The organism is Streptomyces sp. NPDC088197 (genome assembly GCF_044741185.1).
GTDB lineage: Bacteria > Actinomycetota > Actinomycetes > Streptomycetales > Streptomycetaceae > Actinacidiphila.
Genome location: NZ_JBIUSD010000002.1, coordinates 797,365 through 813,434, shown reverse-complemented (window position 1 = coordinate 813,434; position 16,070 = coordinate 797,365). Strand labels below are relative to the sequence as shown.

General features: G+C 72.8%; 13 protein-coding genes. 10 read left to right on the top strand and 3 right to left on the bottom strand.

Annotated elements, in window-relative coordinates:
- Positions 1-4: 4 nt before the first annotated feature.
- Positions 5-2,278 carry a P-loop NTPase fold protein gene (locus ACIOC1_RS08245; protein WP_401852685.1) on the top strand — a complete coding sequence of 758 codons (2,274 nt, stop codon included), beginning with the start codon at positions 5-7 and terminating at the stop codon, positions 2,276-2,278.
- Here ACIOC1_RS08245 and ACIOC1_RS08240 read toward each other — a convergent pair.
- Together ACIOC1_RS08240 and ACIOC1_RS08235 are read right to left on the bottom strand one after the other, a co-directional pair.
- Positions 2,181-3,785: an amidohydrolase family protein gene (locus ACIOC1_RS08240; protein ID WP_401852682.1), complete on the bottom strand. Its 1,605-nt coding sequence runs from the start codon at positions 3,783-3,785 to the stop codon at positions 2,181-2,183. The two genes, ACIOC1_RS08245 and ACIOC1_RS08240, sit on opposite strands and share 98 nt — an antisense overlap.
- 436 nt (positions 3,786-4,221) lie before the next feature.
- Positions 4,222-5,586, bottom strand: a complete 1,365-nt coding sequence (locus ACIOC1_RS08235) for an alanine racemase (protein ID WP_401852680.1) — start codon at positions 5,584-5,586, stop codon at positions 4,222-4,224.
- A 147-nt stretch (positions 5,587-5,733) separates the two neighbouring features.
- Between ACIOC1_RS08235 and ACIOC1_RS08230 the strand changes: the two genes are divergently transcribed.
- Genes ACIOC1_RS08230 through ACIOC1_RS08220 form a run of 3 tightly spaced genes read left to right on the top strand, consistent with a single transcriptional unit; the run spans position 5,734 to position 8,041 of the window.
- Positions 5,734-6,807 carry a sugar kinase gene (locus ACIOC1_RS08230; protein ID WP_401852673.1) on the top strand — a complete coding sequence of 358 codons (1,074 nt, stop codon included), beginning with the start codon at positions 5,734-5,736 and terminating at the stop codon, positions 6,805-6,807.
- A complete protein-coding gene (locus tag ACIOC1_RS08225; RefSeq protein WP_401852670.1) occupies positions 6,804-7,634 on the top strand; it encodes an IclR family transcriptional regulator in 831 nt (276 codons plus the stop codon). The genes ACIOC1_RS08230 and ACIOC1_RS08225 overlap by 4 nt, the downstream gene beginning before the upstream one ends.
- Complete coding sequence (locus ACIOC1_RS08220) at positions 7,631-8,041, top strand: RidA family protein (RefSeq protein WP_355347857.1); 411 nt, start codon at positions 7,631-7,633, stop codon at positions 8,039-8,041. Before ACIOC1_RS08225 ends, ACIOC1_RS08220 begins: the two co-directional genes overlap by 4 nt.
- A gap of 110 nt (positions 8,042-8,151) precedes the next feature.
- On the opposite strand, the gene ACIOC1_RS08215 is transcribed toward ACIOC1_RS08220, so the two are convergent.
- Entirely contained in the window at positions 8,152-9,648 is a 1,497-nt protein-coding gene (locus tag ACIOC1_RS08215) for a glycosyl hydrolase family 18 protein (protein ID WP_391049374.1), read from the bottom strand.
- A 389-nt stretch (positions 9,649-10,037) separates the two neighbouring features.
- On the opposite strand from ACIOC1_RS08215, the gene ACIOC1_RS08210 reads away from it, so the two are divergent.
- The 6 genes from ACIOC1_RS08210 to ACIOC1_RS08185 all read left to right on the top strand — a co-directional run bounded on the left by ACIOC1_RS08210 (position 10,038) and on the right by ACIOC1_RS08185 (position 16,021).
- Complete coding sequence (locus ACIOC1_RS08210; RefSeq protein WP_355347860.1) at positions 10,038-10,886, top strand: hypothetical protein; 849 nt, start codon at positions 10,038-10,040, stop codon at positions 10,884-10,886.
- Between the two features lie 12 nt (positions 10,887-10,898).
- Positions 10,899-11,621, top strand: a complete 723-nt coding sequence (cpaB, locus tag ACIOC1_RS08205) for a Flp pilus assembly protein CpaB (RefSeq protein WP_355347863.1) — start codon at positions 10,899-10,901, stop codon at positions 11,619-11,621.
- Positions 11,618-13,186, top strand: a complete 1,569-nt coding sequence (locus ACIOC1_RS08200; RefSeq protein ID WP_401852666.1) for a CpaE family protein — start codon at positions 11,618-11,620, stop codon at positions 13,184-13,186. Before cpaB ends, ACIOC1_RS08200 begins: the two co-directional genes overlap by 4 nt.
- Before the next feature lie 137 nt (positions 13,187-13,323).
- Complete coding sequence (locus ACIOC1_RS08195) at positions 13,324-13,674, top strand: TadE/TadG family type IV pilus assembly protein (protein WP_355347869.1); 351 nt, start codon at positions 13,324-13,326, stop codon at positions 13,672-13,674.
- A complete protein-coding gene (locus ACIOC1_RS08190) occupies positions 13,671-15,005 on the top strand; it encodes a CpaF family protein (RefSeq protein WP_355347872.1) in 1,335 nt (444 codons plus the stop codon). Before ACIOC1_RS08195 ends, ACIOC1_RS08190 begins: the two co-directional genes overlap by 4 nt.
- A 59-nt stretch (positions 15,006-15,064) precedes the next feature.
- Positions 15,065-16,021: a type II secretion system F family protein gene (locus ACIOC1_RS08185; protein WP_401852798.1), complete on the top strand. Its 957-nt coding sequence runs from the start codon at positions 15,065-15,067 to the stop codon at positions 16,019-16,021.
- The last annotated feature ends 49 nt before the right edge of the window (positions 16,022-16,070 follow it).

Below are 16,070 nucleotides of genomic sequence, written 5' to 3'. Positions count from 1 at the left end.
GACGGTGTCCTCCCCAGCGGCCGGACCGCCGCCCATGTCGCCGTACGCGACGCCGTACGCGACGCCGTACGCATCCCCGTACGGGTCCTCGTACCCGCCGGTGACCCCGCCCGCGTTCGCTCTGCTCAACGACGAACCCGTGGCCGACGAGACGCGCGACCTGCTCGGCGCCAACCGGGCGGCGGCGCAGCTCACCGGACTGCTGGTGGCCTCGCGCGACGCGACGCCCTTCACCCTCGCGGTGGACGCCGGATGGGGGATGGGCAAGAGCAGCCTGATGCGGCTGGTCGACGTACGGCTCCAGCGGTTCCCCGACGTGCACACCGTCTGGTACAACGCCTGGACCTCGACCGGCGGCGACGCCCTCGAAGGGCTCATCAAATCGGTGCTCAACCAGGTCGACCCCAGCATCCTGCGGCGCGCCCTGCGCCGGATCAGGGCGGGCGGCGCCCTGATGGGCCTGTTACGGGCGCTGACCGTCGTCGCCGCCGGGCCGCTCGGCGTGGCGGGCATGGTCGACGAGCTGTGGAAGCGCCTGTCGGTCGACGCGGGCGCCCGCAACGGCATGCGGGACGCGCTGCGCGACATGGTCGGCGAGTGGACCGCGACGCGCGGCTCCGCGCCCGGCGGCAAACTCCTCGTCATCTTCATCGACGACCTCGACCGCTGCTCGGAGCAGACCTTCCTCGCCGTCTGCGAGGCCGTGAAGGTCTACCTCGACGTGCCGGGCCTCGCCTTCGTCATCGGCTGCGACCGCGCCGCGATCGGCCCCGGCGGACTGCTGCCGGACCTCTCGCCAGCCGGGGCCGCCTTCGTGGAGAAGATCTTCCAGACCAGCTACCGCATCCCCGCGCCCAGCGGCCGGGAGATCCAGGCGTACGTCCGCTCCTGCGCCGAACTGGCCGGTATCGACCACCTGTTGGACCCGCACCTGGTCGAACTCCTCGCCTACCGCGCCGCCCGCAACCCGCGCCGGGTCAAACGCCTGCTCAACGGGCTGCTGTTGGAGGCGAGCCTCAACCCGGTCTGGGCGGGCATCCGCCCCGAGGCCGTCATCCGCACCCTGCTGCTCCAGTACCTCTATCCCGACTTCCACCGCATGATGACGGCGCCCGCCGGGCCCGGGGACGACGCCGACGTGGTGCGCGAATTCCGCACCTACCGCCGGGTCCGCACCCGCCTGTGGTCCCCGGCGCCGCTCGCCGACCCCGACCGGCCGATGGTCGCCGACTTCCTGCGCGCCCACTCCCTGCCGCCGCTGCACGGGCACGAGGACCACGGCACGGTCCTCGCCGACCTCGAAGCCCAGCTCCCGGTCGGCTTCCCCGACCTGGCGGGCGACCCCGCCTTCGTCTCCCTGGTCGAGGACCTGGTGGCGCTGCCCGAGTCCGAACTGGTGCTGCGACGGCTGCGGCAGGGCACCGAGGACGGCGAGGCGGCGCCGTATCCGCCGCTGGCCGGTCCGTGGGAGAGCGCGCCGCAGCCCGCGGCCGGGCCGGAACCGGCCGGGGACCCGGTGGCGTCACCGGGGCCGAGCGGATCGTCGGTCGACTACGGGGATACGGGGGTCGGCACGCCGCCGTACCCGGGGCCCGTGCAGGGGTACGGGCAGGGGTATGGGCAGGGGCCCGTGCAGGGGTACGGCTACCCGCGCGGTGACGGGTCGCCGTACGACCCGGATCCGCTGGAGCGGCCGCAGTCGGTGAGCCCCGCGCTCGACGACCCGGAACTGGCCGGGTACGGCGCCGACGCACCGGCCTGGCACGCGCCGCAACAGGGTTCCGGCTACCCGGCCGGGACGCCGGAGCGTACGTTCGCGCTCGCGGTGGCGGCGGGCTTCGCGCGGGGCAGAGGCCGTGCCATCGCCCAGTTGCTGACGGTGAGCTCCGCCGTGCTCCCCGCCGACACGGAAGCCGAACTCGTCCAGATCTTCGCCGAACACCGCCCCGCCCTGCTGCTCTGCCACGCGGGCTTCGCGGACGAGCCCGCCAAGGGCTTCGCGCTGGTACGCGGTGTGAGGTCACGCGGCTACGCGGGTCCGGTGATCTTCTACTCCGGGCGGATCACGCCCAACGACCGGGCCGCCGCCGGGGCGTTGGAGGCGGTCATCACCGACGACCTGACCGCCGTACCGGCGATCGCCGAGACCCTCGCCCCAGGGACTCTCGCCCCAGGGGGCCTCATCCCCGGGCCGTTCGCCGACCAGCCGTTCGCCGCGCCTCGGTCCGCCGCACCGAGCGTCCCGCCAGCACGTCCGTCCGACGGGCGTCCTCGATGACGAACCGGCCGTCGATCAGGACGTACGGGATACCGGTGGGCAGGGCGCGGGGGCGGTCGTACGTGGAACCGGCCGCGACGGTGGCCGGGTCGAACAGGACCAGGTCGGCGCGGTAGCCCTCGCGGACCAGGCCGCGATCGGGCAGCCGCAGCCGGGCGGCGGGCCTGCCGGTCAGATGGGCCACGCACTCCTCAAGGGGCAGCACCCCCAACTCCCTGACGTAGCGCCCCAGATACTCGGGGAAGGTGCCGTACGCGCGCGGGTGCGGCTTGTCGCCGCGCAGGATGCCGTCGGAGCCGCCGGTGTGCACGCGGTGCCGCATGATGGCCCGGACGTTCTCCTCGTGGCCGACGTGCTGGAGGATCGTGGTGGCGAGCCGGTCCTCCAGCAGGAGCCGCCGGGCGGTCGCGAAGTCCGCGATCCTGCGCCCGACATGGGCGGCCAGCGAGCGCTCGCGCACCCCGGCGACCTCGATCACCGACCAGTCGACGGGGACGCCGTGGCTGCCGTCCGCGCCGTCCACCTCCATCACCCGGCGGATGCGCGCCGCCGTCGCGTCGTCGCGCAGCCGGGCCAGCGTCGCCTCGGGGCCGCCCTCGGTGGCCCAACTGGGCAGCATCGCCACGAGGGTTGTGGAGCCGGGGAGGTAGGGGTAGCTGTCCAGCGAGATGTCCGCGCCTGCGGCCAGGGCCGCGTCCAGCAGCGCCAGCAGTTCGGGGGCGCGGCCCTCGTTCTCCGGGAAGTTCATCGTGGCGTGCGCCAAGTGCAGGGCGCAGCCCGCCTGTTCGGTGAGCGCCACCATCTCCTCGTACGCCCGCAGCGCGCCCGCCCCGTACGACCTGTGGTGCGGGCAGTAGTAGCCGTCGTACGCCGCCACCACCCGGCACAGCTCGGTCAGTTCCGCGTCCGACGCGTACATCCCCGGTGTGTACGTCAGCCCCGACGACAGGCCCACCGCGCCCTGGCCCAGGCCATCGGCGACCAACTCCTTCATCCGTGCCAGCTCCGCCGCCGTGGCCGGGCGGTCCTCCCAGCCCAGCGCCAGCATCCGCACGGTGCCCTGCGGCACCAGATACGCGGCGTTGACCGCGATGCCCCGGTCCAGCCGGTCCAGGTACTCGCCGACGCTCCGCCAGTCGAACTCCACGTCCGAGCCGTCGCCGTTCCACCCCGCGATCTGGGCCCGCACCTGCGCCAACGTCCGGTCGTCGACCGGCGCGTACGACAGGCCGTCCTGGCCGAGGACTTCCAGCGTCACGCCCTGTGCCGCCTTCGCCTCGTGCGACGGGTCCCGCAGCAGCGCCAGGTCGCTGTGCGCGTGCATGTCGATGAACCCCGGCGCCAGCGCCAGACCCTCCGCGTCCACCACCCGTCTCGCCGTGAGCCGCCGCCCCCCGTCCTTCCGTCGGATCTCCCCGACCCGGCCCCCCGCCAGCCCCACGTCCGCCACATACGACGCCGCCCCCGTTCCGTCGATGACGCGAGCGTCGCGGAACACGAGATCCATGGCGGGGCCTTTCATGTCGTCACGGTTGCCACTCATCACCGCCGGGCCTGGTCCTCAATCGCCGGACGGGCTGGTCGGCTGGCGGGGGTTGCGTCGTCGGTCGCGGGTCGGGCTGTGTGTTGCTTCGCGCTGGTCGGCTGGCGGTGGGCTTCGTCCTCGGTCGCCGGACGGGCTGGTCCGGCGCTTCTGGCGCGCCCGCCCAACCGGCCGCCCGTGCCCAGGGTTTGGACCCGGCGGTCGTCCCGTCCGGACCCGAGCCGCCTTCCCGCCCATCCCGGCGGCCTCCGCCGAGCCCGTCCGGTGGGGGGCGAAGCCTGCGCCCGCGCCGCGCCACCCGCGCCAGACGGTCCGGGCCGTCCGGGCCCAGCTTCCGGCGCGGGCCGCGGCACACCCCTTTCAGCCCGTCCGGCGATTGAGGACATGGGGGGCGGGTGGGTTAGAAGAAGGTGCGGATGTAGGCGGGGACGGTGGCGTCGGGGGCGGTGACCGGGATGAGGGGCCACTTGTCGAAGGTGGTGCAGGGGTGGGAGAGGCCGAGGGCGACCCAGTCGCCGACGGCGAGGGGGTCGGAGGCGGGCACGGCCAGCCAGGTGTGCTGGTCGGACAGGGCGGTGACGGTGAGCCCGTCCGGCGCCGGACGCGGACCGGCGTCGGCGCCGCGAACCGTCTGGACGGACGGCAGCCCGAGATCGTACGGCGCGTCGCGCTTCCCGGCGTTGAGGAACGCCTGGGTGGGGGAGGGCCGGGAGACGACCTGGGCCCAGAGCCGGAAGGCCGGTTCGAGGGCGCCCTCGTCCGGGACCCGGTTGAACGGCGTGCGCCGCCGGTAGTGGTCGTCGTCGTGCGTGACGTACGCCCCGGAGCGCAGCAGCTTCAGGACCGGCCGGGACATCGCGGGCACGTCCGCGAAGACCTCCGCGACGAGGTCGAACCAGGCGGAGCCCCCGGCGCTGACCACGATCTGCTCGGCGTCCCCGAAGAGCCCGTCGGCGTCAAGGGCGGCGGCGAGCGCGACCAGCCGCCGCAGCCAGGCACGTACCCGCCCGGGGTCGGCGTCCGGCACCTCGCCCTCGTACCCGGCGACGCCGGTCAGCCGCAGCGTGCCGGTCGCGGCGACGGCCGCCGCGACGGCCGCGCACTCGTCCTCGGTCCTGACACCGGTCCTGGCGCCCTCGCCGCCCGCGAGCTCGACCACGACGTCCAGCCGCCGCCGCGTCCCGGCGTCCCGCAGCGCCGCGTCCATCAGCTCGACACCGCGCACGGAGTCGACGTACGTGACGACGGTGAGGCCGGGGTCGGCGTCGAGCTGACCGCCGATCCAGCGCAGCGCCACCGGGTCGACGACCTCGTTGGCGATGAAGATCCGCGGCACCCCGAACGCCCGGCACACGCGCGCCTGGTGGGGTACGGCGACGGTGATCCCCCAGGCGCCGCGCGCGAGTTGGTCGGCGAAGAGCTGCGGGGCCATGGACGTCTTGCCGTGCGGGGCGAAGGACAGGCCGTGTTGGGCGGTGTACCGCTCCAGCAGGTCGAGGTTGTGCGCGAGGGCGGCCTGGGACAGGACGAGGACGGGCGTGGTGAAGCCGCCGTCGAAGAGGCCGCGGCGCTGGTCGGCCAGCTCGCCGACGGTCAGCCCCTCGGCGTCCGGCGGCAGCCCCTTGAAACGGTGGTCGACCCGCTCCTCGCGCAGCCCGGCCGCCAGCGCCGCCACCCGCTCGGCACCGGCACCGGCTCCGGCACCGGCTCCCGTGCCGACCCCGGCCCCGGCCCCGCCCCCGTGTCCGCCCACGTCCGCCGTCATCGAACCTCCCGAGTTGCAACATATGCAACGGCCGTTGCATACAGTGATGCAAGCTGTCTAACATCCCCGCGAGTGCCTGGTCAACGGTGCTCCTGCCCACCAGGCCACCGCCGCTCCCGCCGCGGCCCGCAGAAGTGAGTGACCGCCGTGACCGTACCGACGAGCCCGAGCGCCGCCCCCGGCGCCGCCGACTTCGACGTCGTCTGCCTCGGCGAGTCCATGGTCACCTTCGTCCCCTCCCGCCCCGGCCGCCTCGCCGACGTGCCCGCCTTCCACCGCGCGATCGGCGGCGCCGAGTCCAATGTGGCCTGCACCCTGGCCCGCACCGGCCACCGCGCCCGCTGGATCAGCCGCGTCGGCGCCGACGGCTTCGGCGACCACCTCGTGGAGACCATCGCCGCGGCCGGGGTCGACGTCAGCGCCGTACAGCGCGACCCGCACCGCCCCACCGGCGTGTACTTCCGTACGGCGGGCGAGCGCGCCGTCGGTACGGACGCCCCCGCCGACCGGGCCGAGGTCGTCTACTACCGGGCCGGTTCCGCCGCCTCCGCGCTCGCCCCCGACCTCGTCGCCCGCGCCGACGCGTGGAGCGGCCGGGTGCTGCACCTCACCGGCATCACCGCCGCGCTCTCCGCGACCTGCGCGGAGCTGATGCGCGGCCTCACCCGCCGCGCGCCGGGACGCCCGCTGGTCTCCTTCGACGTCAACCACCGCCCGGCGCTGTGGCGCGACGCCGACCCCCGGCGCACGCTCGACCTCGCCCGCGGCTGCGACCTCGTCTTCGTCGGCGAGGACGAGGCGCAGGCCGCCTGGGGGCTGCCGGACGCGGCCGCGGTACGGGCCGCGCTGCCCGAGCCGCGGACGCTGGTGGTCAAGCAGGGCGAGGAGGGCGCGACCGTCTTCGACGGCGACGAACGCCGTCACGTCCCCGCCCTCGCGGTCGACGTCGTCGCGCACGTCGGCGCGGGCGACGCCTTCGCCGCCGGGTACCTGTCGGCGGCCCTGCGCGGCCTGCCCGTACGCGACCGCGTCAGGCACGGCCATGTGCTGGCCGCCGCCGCGCTGACCGAGCCGGGCGACCTCGGCACGCCGCCCGGCCGCGCCCGCGCCGACGCGCTGGTCGCCCTGGACGACGCGGCATGGGGGAGACTGCGGCTGGGCGCCGGGTGGACGGCGTCCGGAGATCGTGCGCCCACGACGACGGAGGAGGGACCGCGGTGAGCCAGACGGTCGACCGCGCGCTGAGCATCCTGCCGCTGCTGGCCGAGGGCCCGGCGGGGCTCGAACAGGTCGCCACCCGGCTCGACGTCCACAAGTCCACCGCGCTGCGGCTGCTGCGGACCCTGCACGAACACGGCCTGGTCTACCGGCAGCAGGACCAGCGCTACCGGCTCGGCGCCCGCCTGTTCGCCCTCGCCCAGCAGGCCATCGAGACCCTCGACATCCGCGGCATCGCCCACCCCCACCTCGCCGCGCTCAACGAACGCACCGGCCACACCGTGCACCTCGCGGTGTACGAGCAGGGCGAGGTCGTCTACATCGACAAGGTCGAGAGCCGCTATCCGGTACGGATGTACTCCCGGATCGGCCGCCCGGTCGCCATCACGGTCGCGGCCGTCGCCAAACTGCTCCTGGCCGACCTGCCCGAGCCCGAACGGCGCTCGGTGGCCGAGCAGTTGGAGTACCCCCGCTACACCGCGAAGTCCACGCCCGACGCCGCCGCGTTCCTGGCCGAACTGGCCCGCGTCCGCGAACAGGGCTGGGCCACCGACCTCGGCGGCCACGAGGAGTCCATCAACTGCGTGGGCGCGCCCCTGCGCGGTCCCGACGGCCGGGTCTGCGCCGCCATGTCGCTCTCGGCCCCCAATGTCGTCGTCCCCGCCGACGAACTGCTGCGCCTGCGCCCGCTGTTGCTGCGGACGGCCGAGGCCGTCAGCCGCGACCTGTCGGGAAGCGCGCCCGCGCCCGCATCCGCATCTGTACCCGTATCCGCATCCGCATCCGCGTCTGTACCCGCACCAGATTCAGTGAAGGACAACTCCGCATGAGCAACGGCCAGAAGACCGCGATCGTCCCGGCCACCCACACGGCGCCGCCCGCCAAGTTCTCGCACGGCGTCCGCAAGGGGAATCTCCTCCAGGTCGCCGGCCAGGTCGGCTTCCTCCCGGCCGTCGAGGGCCAGCCCCCGACGCCCGCGGGCCCCGGCCTGCGCGAGCAGACCCTCCAGACCCTCGCCAACGTCCAGGCCGTCCTCGAAGCGGGCGGTGCCACCTGGGAAGACGTCATCATGATCCGCGTCTACCTCACGGACACGGACCACTTCGCCGAACTCAACGCCATCTACAACGAGTTCTTCGCCTCCCTCGTCGAGCCCCCCGCCGCCCGCACCACCATCTACGTCGGCCTCCCCGCCGGCCTGCTGATCGAAATCGACGCCCTGGCCGTCCTGGGGTGACGGCTCCTCCCGCGCGGGAGGAGAGCTTTCGGGGCGCGGGGAACGCGTCGGGGGCGCCCCCTGTCCCGCGGGTGCGGGACAGGGGGCGCCCCCTTGGAGCGGACTCCGTGTTACGGCATGCCGTGCACGTGGGCCCCGACGCTGTTGGACCAGGCGTTACCCGCCGAGGCGTCCCAGTTGGTGGACCAGGTCATGGCCCCGCGGATGGTGGGCCAGGTGGTGGACGGGTGGAAGGTCCCGCACCCGGTGCCCTTGGCGAGGCAGTCGAGCGCGTTGTTGACGACGGTCGGGCTGACGTAACCGGAGCCCGCGGCGCTGGTGGACGCCGGGGTGCCGATGCCGACCTGGGACGGGGAGAGCCCGGCCTGGATGGCGGTGCAGGCCAGGGTCGTGATGAAGTCCACCGTGCCCTGGCTGTAGACGCCGCCGTCGCAGCCGTTCATCGAACCGCTGTTGTAGTACTGGGTGTTGACGACGGTCAGGATGTCCTTGATCTTCAGCGCCGTGGCCAGGTAGTCACTGCCCGCCGAGAGCATGTCGATGGTCTGCGGCGCCATCGTGATGATGAGCGACGAGCCCGCCTTGGCGCTCAGCGCGCGCAGCGCCTGCGGCATGTAGGTGGTGTCGATGCCGTTCTCGAGGTCGATGTCGACGCCGTTGAAGCCGTACGTCTGCATCAGCGTGTAGACGCTGTTAGCGAAGTTGGTGGCCGAGGCGGAGTCACGGACCGAGATGGTGCCGTTCTGACCGCCGACGGAGATGATCACCTTCTTGCCCGCGGCCTGCTTGGCGGCGATGTCGGCCTTGAACTGCGCGGTGCTGTAGTTCAGCGCCGGGTCGAGGGTGAACGAGACCGCGCCGGGCGTGGTCGTCGCGTCCGCGAAGGCGACGGCGATGATGTCGTACTGGCTCTGCACCTGCGCGATGGTCTGCACGGTGGCGCCGTTGTTGAAGTTCTGCCAGTAGCCGGTGACCGCGTGCTTGGGGATGCTGCTGGTGGGCGGGCTGGTCGGCGGCGTGGTGGGAGGCGTCGTGGGCGGGGTGGTGGGAGGTGTCGTGGGGGGAGTGGTGGGAGGCGTCGTGGGAGGCGTCGTCGGCGGGGTGGTCGGCGGGGTCGTGCCCGTACCGCCGGGGCCCGACAGCGAGATGTCGTCCGCGAAGTACGCGGGCTGCGCGTACCAGCCGTGGGTGTAGATCGTCACGGACTTGGTGTTCGCGCCGGTGGTGAAGCTGACGCTGAGCTGCTGGTACGAGGAGGCCGACGGCGTCCAGGTGGACGGGTCGGTGCCGCCGGTGCCGGTCGCGCCCAGGTAGACGTACGAGCCCTGCACCCAACCGCTGAGCGTGTACTGGGAGTTGGGCTGCACGCTGACGACCTGGGAACACTGGCCGGTGTCGCTGCTGGTCGGGGTGGCCTTGAGGGCGGCGGAGCCGGAGTGCACCGGGCTGGAGACGGTGCTGCCGCTGCCCGCGGTGCAGGTCCAGCCGGAAAGGCCGCTCTCGAAGCCGGGGTTGGCGGCGAGGTTGGTGGTCGCGGCGCTGGCGCTGCCCATGTCGACGAGCGCGACACCGGTGCCGATCACCGCGGCGGCGCTCAGCCCCGCGATGCCTCGGCGGAAGAACGTCGAGCGGACGAGCTTTGATCTGTGCTGGGCATGGCTCGCTTGATTCGCGTGCGATGCACGTTCCACGACTGCCTCCTGGGGGCAAGGAGTTGGGGGGTAGTGGGAGTGCGGTGGCGCATGACATGACGTACGGACGTGAACGGGTGACCTGAAGTGCCGACGTGCGGAGCAATGTGAAGCGCATGCAGAAAACAGATGACAGGGAGAAAGTTGGTCCAGACCAATTCGGTTGTCAAGACCTCCGCCGGACACCTGTCGTTCACCACTTCCGATCCGCAACTTTCCGCACCCAAGCCGCTACACATCGATAAGCTGACGACCGCGAATCGCCAGGTACCGGCCACCACCGGGCGCAGGAGGGGAGGTTCCGCATGCCGAGCGTCATCACCGTCACCTCTGACGATCTCTCGCTCTCGCTGGAAGAGCAGTTGACGCGCACCACGACCGCGCTCGACACGTACGGGCACCTCATCGCCCTGGCACCGGCCGAACCGGCCGACCCCGCCAGGCGCCGGATGCACACCGTGCGGTCCGCCCTCGAAGCCGACCGGATAGCGATCGTCCCCAGCCCGCTGCCCCCGCTGGCCATCGCCCTGCTCGCCGAGCAACTGCGCCAGCTCTCCGGCACCGACCTCGGCCCCGGCGTCCTCGCGGGCGCCGCCCGGCTGCTCACGTACTACCTGCACTCCGGCGCGCTGCTCGGCTCCGTCGCCAAGCTCGACCGCGTCCCGGTCGGCGTCGGCGCCCACGTCAAGTCCCTCGTGCCGGGACGGCACTTCGCCGTCGTCGCGCACCCCGAGCCGTACCTGGCCGAGGCCGAACCGGGCACCGTACCGCCGGGACCCGGCTACCAGACACAGCTCGCCGTCGCGGGCAAGGGCGTCGACCCCGCCTGGGTCACCGGACCGCTCGCCAGCGGCTGGCGCGCCCAGCACCTGCGCGAAGTGCCGCTGCCGACCGACTCCCCACGCTGGTGGGGCACGTCCCGGCTGGTCGAATTCACCGCCTACATCGCCGATGTGGGCATGCTCTACCAACTCGTCACCTCGGTACGGCGCGACACCTGCACCTGGTGCGGGCTCGAAGTCATCGGTGACCAGTGCTTGTTCTGCGCCACACGGCTGGGGGATCGTACGGCTCCGGCGAAGCACGCCGCCGCCCGGCCGGGGCGCGAGGTCGAGACACCGCGCCGCCCCCAACTCGAACCCCACAAGCGATAGGTCCGCCCGCACATGAACTCACGTCAGCGTCGTGGTGTCGTCCTCCTCGTGATCTCCGTGATCTGCGCGGTGGCCGCCTTCGCGGGAGTGCTCGCCGTCGTCAGCGACGCGCGGTCACAGGTCGGACCGAAGGTCACCGCGTACGAACTCAGCGCCGACGTACCGGCGTACCAGGCGCTGACCGCGTCCCAGGTGCACCGGATCCGGATACCGAAGCGCTGGCTGCCGGACACCGCCGTACGCGATCTCGGCCAGCTCCAGGGCAAGATCGCCGCCGTGCCGCTGCGCAAGGGCTCGCTGCTCCAGTCCGACATGGTCGCCGCCCGGCCCGAACTCCAGGCCGGACAGATGGAGATCGCCATCATGATCGACGCCGAGACCGGCGTGGCGGGCAAGATCACCCCCGGCGCCCGGGTCAACATCTTCGCCACCTTCCAGGGCCGCAAGGACACCGACCCCGACGTCTCGAAGATCATCGTGTCCGGCGCGCAGGTCATCGACGTCGGCGAGATCAAGGCCTTCGACAAGAGCGAGAACGCCCAGCGGCTGTCCACCGAAGGCGTGCCGATCACCTTCGCGCTCAACGCCGGGGACGCCCAACGCGTCGCCTACGCCGAGTCGTTCGCGGAACACGTACGCCTCGCGCTCGTCGCCCCAGGTGACAGCTCCGCACCCTCGCAGACCGACCGCACGTACACCCTGAGCGGCGACGGCGGCACCGGAGGCAAGCCGTGACCGTACGCATCCTCGCCGGAACCGCCGACCCCGACGCCGCGCGCGCCCTGCTCGGCCTGCTCGGCCAACTGCCCGGCGCGGAACCGGCACCCGCGCTCGGCGACTCCACGACGCTGCTCGAAACCCTCACGCGCGCCGCCGAGGCCGGGATCGACGAACTGCCCGAGGTCGTCATCGTGCAGGAGGGCATCGGACCGATGCCCGCGCTCGACCTCATCCGCGACGTCGCCCTGCGCTTCCCCGCCATCGGCGTCGTCCTGCTCACCGCCGACCCCAGCCCCGCCGTGCTCGCCGCCGCCATGGACTCCGGCGCCCGAGGCGTCGTCGGATTCCCGCTCTCCTACGACGAGTTGGGTGCCCGCGTCGAAGCCGCCGCCACCTGGTCGGCCGGCGTCCGCAGACACCTCGGCCCGCAGCGCGCCCTGCCCGCCGTCGCGGGCGGCACCCTCATCGCCGTCGCCGGGGCCAAGGGCGGCGTCGGGACCACCGTCACCGCCGTCCAACTCGCCCTCGCCGCGCACGCGTCGGGCCGCTCCACCGCCCTGGTCGACCTCGACCTCCAGGGCGGCGACATCGCGTCCTACCTCGACGTCCAGTTCCGCCGCTCCATCGCCGACCTCGCCGACATCGCGGACGTCTCCTCCCGGGTCCTGCACGACGCCATGTACGTCCACGAGTCCGGCCCCGCCCTGCTGCTCGCCCCCGCCGACGGCGAACGCGGCGAGGACGTCACCGACCGCTCGGCCCGCCTCGTCCTCGCCGCGCTCCGGCAGCGCTACGAAGTCGTCGTCGTGGACTGCGGCACCCAGATGACCAGCGCCAACGCCGTCGCCGTCGAGGTCGCCGACGCCGCCGTCCTCGTGCTCACGCCCGACGTCATCGCCGTGCGCGCAGCCAAGCGCATGGTCCGCATGTGGGACCGGCTCCAGATCCGCAAGCCCCAGGACACCACCGCCGTCGTCAACCGCCACACCCGCGGCACCGAGATCCAGCCGTCGCTGATCGGCCGCATCACCGGCACCCGCATGGCGACCTCCGTCATCCCCGCCGGATTCCGCGAACTCCAGGCCGTCATCGACGCCGGCCGCCTCCAGGACCTCGACGCCCGCTCCACCGTCAAGGCCGGAATCTGGGCACTGGCAGGGGAGTTGGGTTTGGTCAGCGGCGCGACGCTGCCCGCCGCACGCGGGAAGAAGCAGCGCCGCGAGCGGTCCGAACGCGGCGACCGGGGCCAGGTCACCCTCGAAACCCTCGGCATGACGCCGATCATCCTCATCACCCTGCTGCTCATCTGGCAGGCGGTGCTGGCCGGTTACACCTTCACGCTCGCGGGCAACGCCGCCGATCAGGCGGCCCGGGCCGCGGCGGTGGGTTCCGACGCCTCCGCCGCCGCGAGCAGCGACCTTCCCAGCGCGTGGGGGCCAGGCGACACCTCGGTCAGCCGCGCGGACGGCACCGTCTCGGCGACCGTCACCCTCAAAATGCCCCTCCTCATCCCCGGCATCGGCGACTTCGTCCCCATCTCGGGCCACGCGAAGACGCTGGACGAAACGGCCAAGCGATGAAGCGCTCCCGCCGCCGGGCTCCCGCAGCCCGTACCTCCGCCGTGCGCGCGGTTCCCCGCGCCCCTTCGGGGCCCTCCCGGCGCGGGTTCGGGGGCGGCGCCCCCGAGAGGCACCGCGGGCCCGCCCGGGACCGGGGAGTGGCATCGCTCGAATACCTCGGAATGCTCCCGTTCCTGCTCCTGATCGCCCTCGCGGGCATCCAACTCGGCCTCGTCGCGTACTGCGGCGAACAGGCCGGCACGGCGGCCCGTACGGCGGCCAGGACCGCCGCGCAGGCGGGCCCGAACGGGGGAGAGGCGGCCGGCCAGCAGGCCGGCCAGGCGGCGGTGAGCGACTGGCTGACCGCGACGATCCGGTTCACGACGTCCGACACGACGACCGTGACCGCGCAGGCCACGGTGAAGGTCCCGTCCGTCCTGCCGGGCGTCAGTTTCTTCGACCCCGTGAAGCGCTCCGCCACCATGCCGAAGGAGGACACGACACGATGAGCCTCCGTGCCCGCCTCGCCGTCGAAGAGGCGACCCCGCAGACGCAGGAAGGCCACATGGTGGCCGTCTACCGCGCGAAACTGCTCCAGGAGATCGACCTCGCGGAGATGTCGGCGCTCGCGCCGGGCGAGCGCAGGGCCCGGCTGGAACGGGTGCTCGGCCACATCATCAGCCGCGAGGGCCCGGTGCTGTCCACGGCGGAACGCGCCGCGCTGATCCGCCGCGTGGTGGACGAGGCGCTCGGCCTCGGCATCCTGGAACCGCTGCTCGAAGACCCCACCGTCACCGAGATCATGGTCAACGGCCCCGACAAGATCTACGTCGAGCGCGGCGGCCGGGTCGAGGCGGTCGCCGCCCGCTTCTCGTCGGCGGAACAGCTCCTCCAGACCATCGAGCGGATCGTCTCCACGGTCAACCGCCGTGTGGACGAGTCGAATCCGATGGTCGACGCCCGGCTGCCGTCGGGCGAGCGCGTCAACGTCATCATCCCGCCGCTGTCGCTGACCGGGCCCACGCTCACCATCCGCCGCTTCCCGCGCGCGTACACGCTCCAGGAGCTGATCGCTCTCGGGACGCTGGACGAGCACATGCTGTTGCTGCTCTCGTCGTTCGTGCGCGCGAAGTGCAACATCATCGTCAGCGGCGGTACGGGCTCGGGCAAGACCACGCTGCTCAACGCGTTGTCCGGGCTGATCCCCGACGGCGAGCGGATCATCACGGTCGAGGACGCGGCCGAACTCCAGCTCCAGCAGGAGCATGTGATCCGGCTGGAGTCGCGCCCGCCCAACGTCGAGGGCGAGGGCCGGATCACGATTCGCGACCTCGTACGCAACTCCCTGCGGATGCGCCCCGACCGGATCATCGTCGGTGAGGTCCGCGGCGGCGAGACCCTCGACATGCTCCAGGCGATGTCCACAGGACACGACGGCTCACTGGCCACCGTGCACGCCAACTCCGCCGAGGACGCGGTGCTCAGGCTCCAGACGCTCGCGTCGATGAGCGAGGTCAAGATCCCCTTCGAGGCGCTGCGCGACCAGATCAACAGCGCCGTGGACGTCCTCGTCCAGCTCAACCGCCACATCGACGGCACCCGCAGGATCGGCGAGATCGCCGTCCTGTCCTCCCGCGGCCGTGACGTCTTCCGCCTCACCTCCGCGACCCGCTTCCGCGCGGAACCACTCGGCGTCGACCGCATCGTCCGCGGCTGGTACGAACACCGGCCCGTCCCGCGCGAGATCGCCGAGCGGCTCTACCTGTCCGGGGAACACGTACCCGCCGCCTTCGGCATCGGCGCGAGCGAACTCGAACTCGACAGCAGGGAGGCGAAGTGACCGCCGTTCCGCAAGAGTTGACGGCGGTCGCGGCCCCGCCCGGCAGCGGTCACCCACACCTGGCAGCGAGCCCCGGATTCGCCTCGGGACCGTACCCGCTGCTCGTCCTCGGCGTCAGCGTGCTCGCCCTCGCACTGGCCGTGTGGGGCGGCCACGCCTGGCGCGGCGGCAGGGCCGACCGGGCCGCGCTCGTCGACCGGCTCGCCGGCGACTTCGGCGGCGGCCCCCGCGAATCGGCCTTCGCCGGACTCGACCGCCGCGTACGCCGCTACGCCTGGGGCCAGCGCCTCGCGGCCCGACTGGCCGCCACCGGGGCCAACTTGACGCCAGGTCAGTTCACCGCTGCCGCGGTCGGCGTCGTCCTCGTCGCATGGGTGCTCGCCGCGGCGGTCCTCGCCCCCTTCTTCGGGCCGATAGCCGCACTCATCGCGGGCTGGTCCGCGTACAGCTTCCTGGAGTGGCGCCGCCGCGTCCGTACCGAGCGCTTCATCGCCCAACTCCCCGAACTCGCACGCGTCCTGGCCAACGCCACCCAGGCCGGGCTCGCCCTGCGCACCGCCGTCTCCATGGCGGCGGAGGAGCTGGACGCGCCCGCGGGCGAGGAGCTGAAGCAGGTCGCGGACGCGATGGCGGTGGGCCACTCCATCGAGGACGCGCTGGCCGAGCTGCAACAGCGGCTGCCCAGCCGCGAGTTGGTCGTGCTGGTCTCCACGCTGGTGCTCTCCAGCCGCGCGGGCGGCTCCGTCGTCGAGTCGCTGCGCAACCTCACGGTCACCCTGGAGGAGCGCAAGGAGACCCGGCGCGAGATCCGCACCCAGATGTCCCAGGTCACCGTCACCGCCTACGCGGTCCCGGTCATCGGCATCGGCTCCCTGCTGCTCCTCAACCAGATCATGCCGGGCTCGCTCAGCGCCATGACCGGCTCCACCGTCGGCCGGATCTGCGTCCTGGTCGCGCTGGGCCTGTACGTGGTCGGCTTCGCGCTGATCCGCCGGATGTCGAGGATCGACGTATGACCGCGACCGTGCACACCTCACGCGGCAACCGGCCGGTGACCGGAGGGAA

What these genes read in the sequence shown, in the direction of transcription:
- ACIOC1_RS08235 (WP_401852680.1), bottom strand. Translation starts at nt 5,586, where the DNA reads ATGACGGCGGACGTGGGCGGACACGGGGGCGGGGCCGGGGCCGGGGTC.
- cpaB (WP_355347863.1), top strand. Translation starts at nt 10,899, where the DNA reads ATGAACTCACGTCAGCGTCGTGGTGTCGTCCTCCTCGTGATCTCCGTG.
- ACIOC1_RS08240 (WP_401852682.1), bottom strand. Translation starts at nt 3,785, where the DNA reads ATGGATCTCGTGTTCCGCGACGCTCGCGTCATCGACGGAACGGGGGCG.
- ACIOC1_RS08190 (WP_355347872.1), top strand. Translation starts at nt 13,671, where the DNA reads ATGAGCCTCCGTGCCCGCCTCGCCGTCGAAGAGGCGACCCCGCAGACG.
- ACIOC1_RS08210 (WP_355347860.1), top strand. Translation starts at nt 10,038, where the DNA reads ATGCCGAGCGTCATCACCGTCACCTCTGACGATCTCTCGCTCTCGCTG.
- ACIOC1_RS08220 (WP_355347857.1), top strand. Translation starts at nt 7,631, where the DNA reads ATGAGCAACGGCCAGAAGACCGCGATCGTCCCGGCCACCCACACGGCG.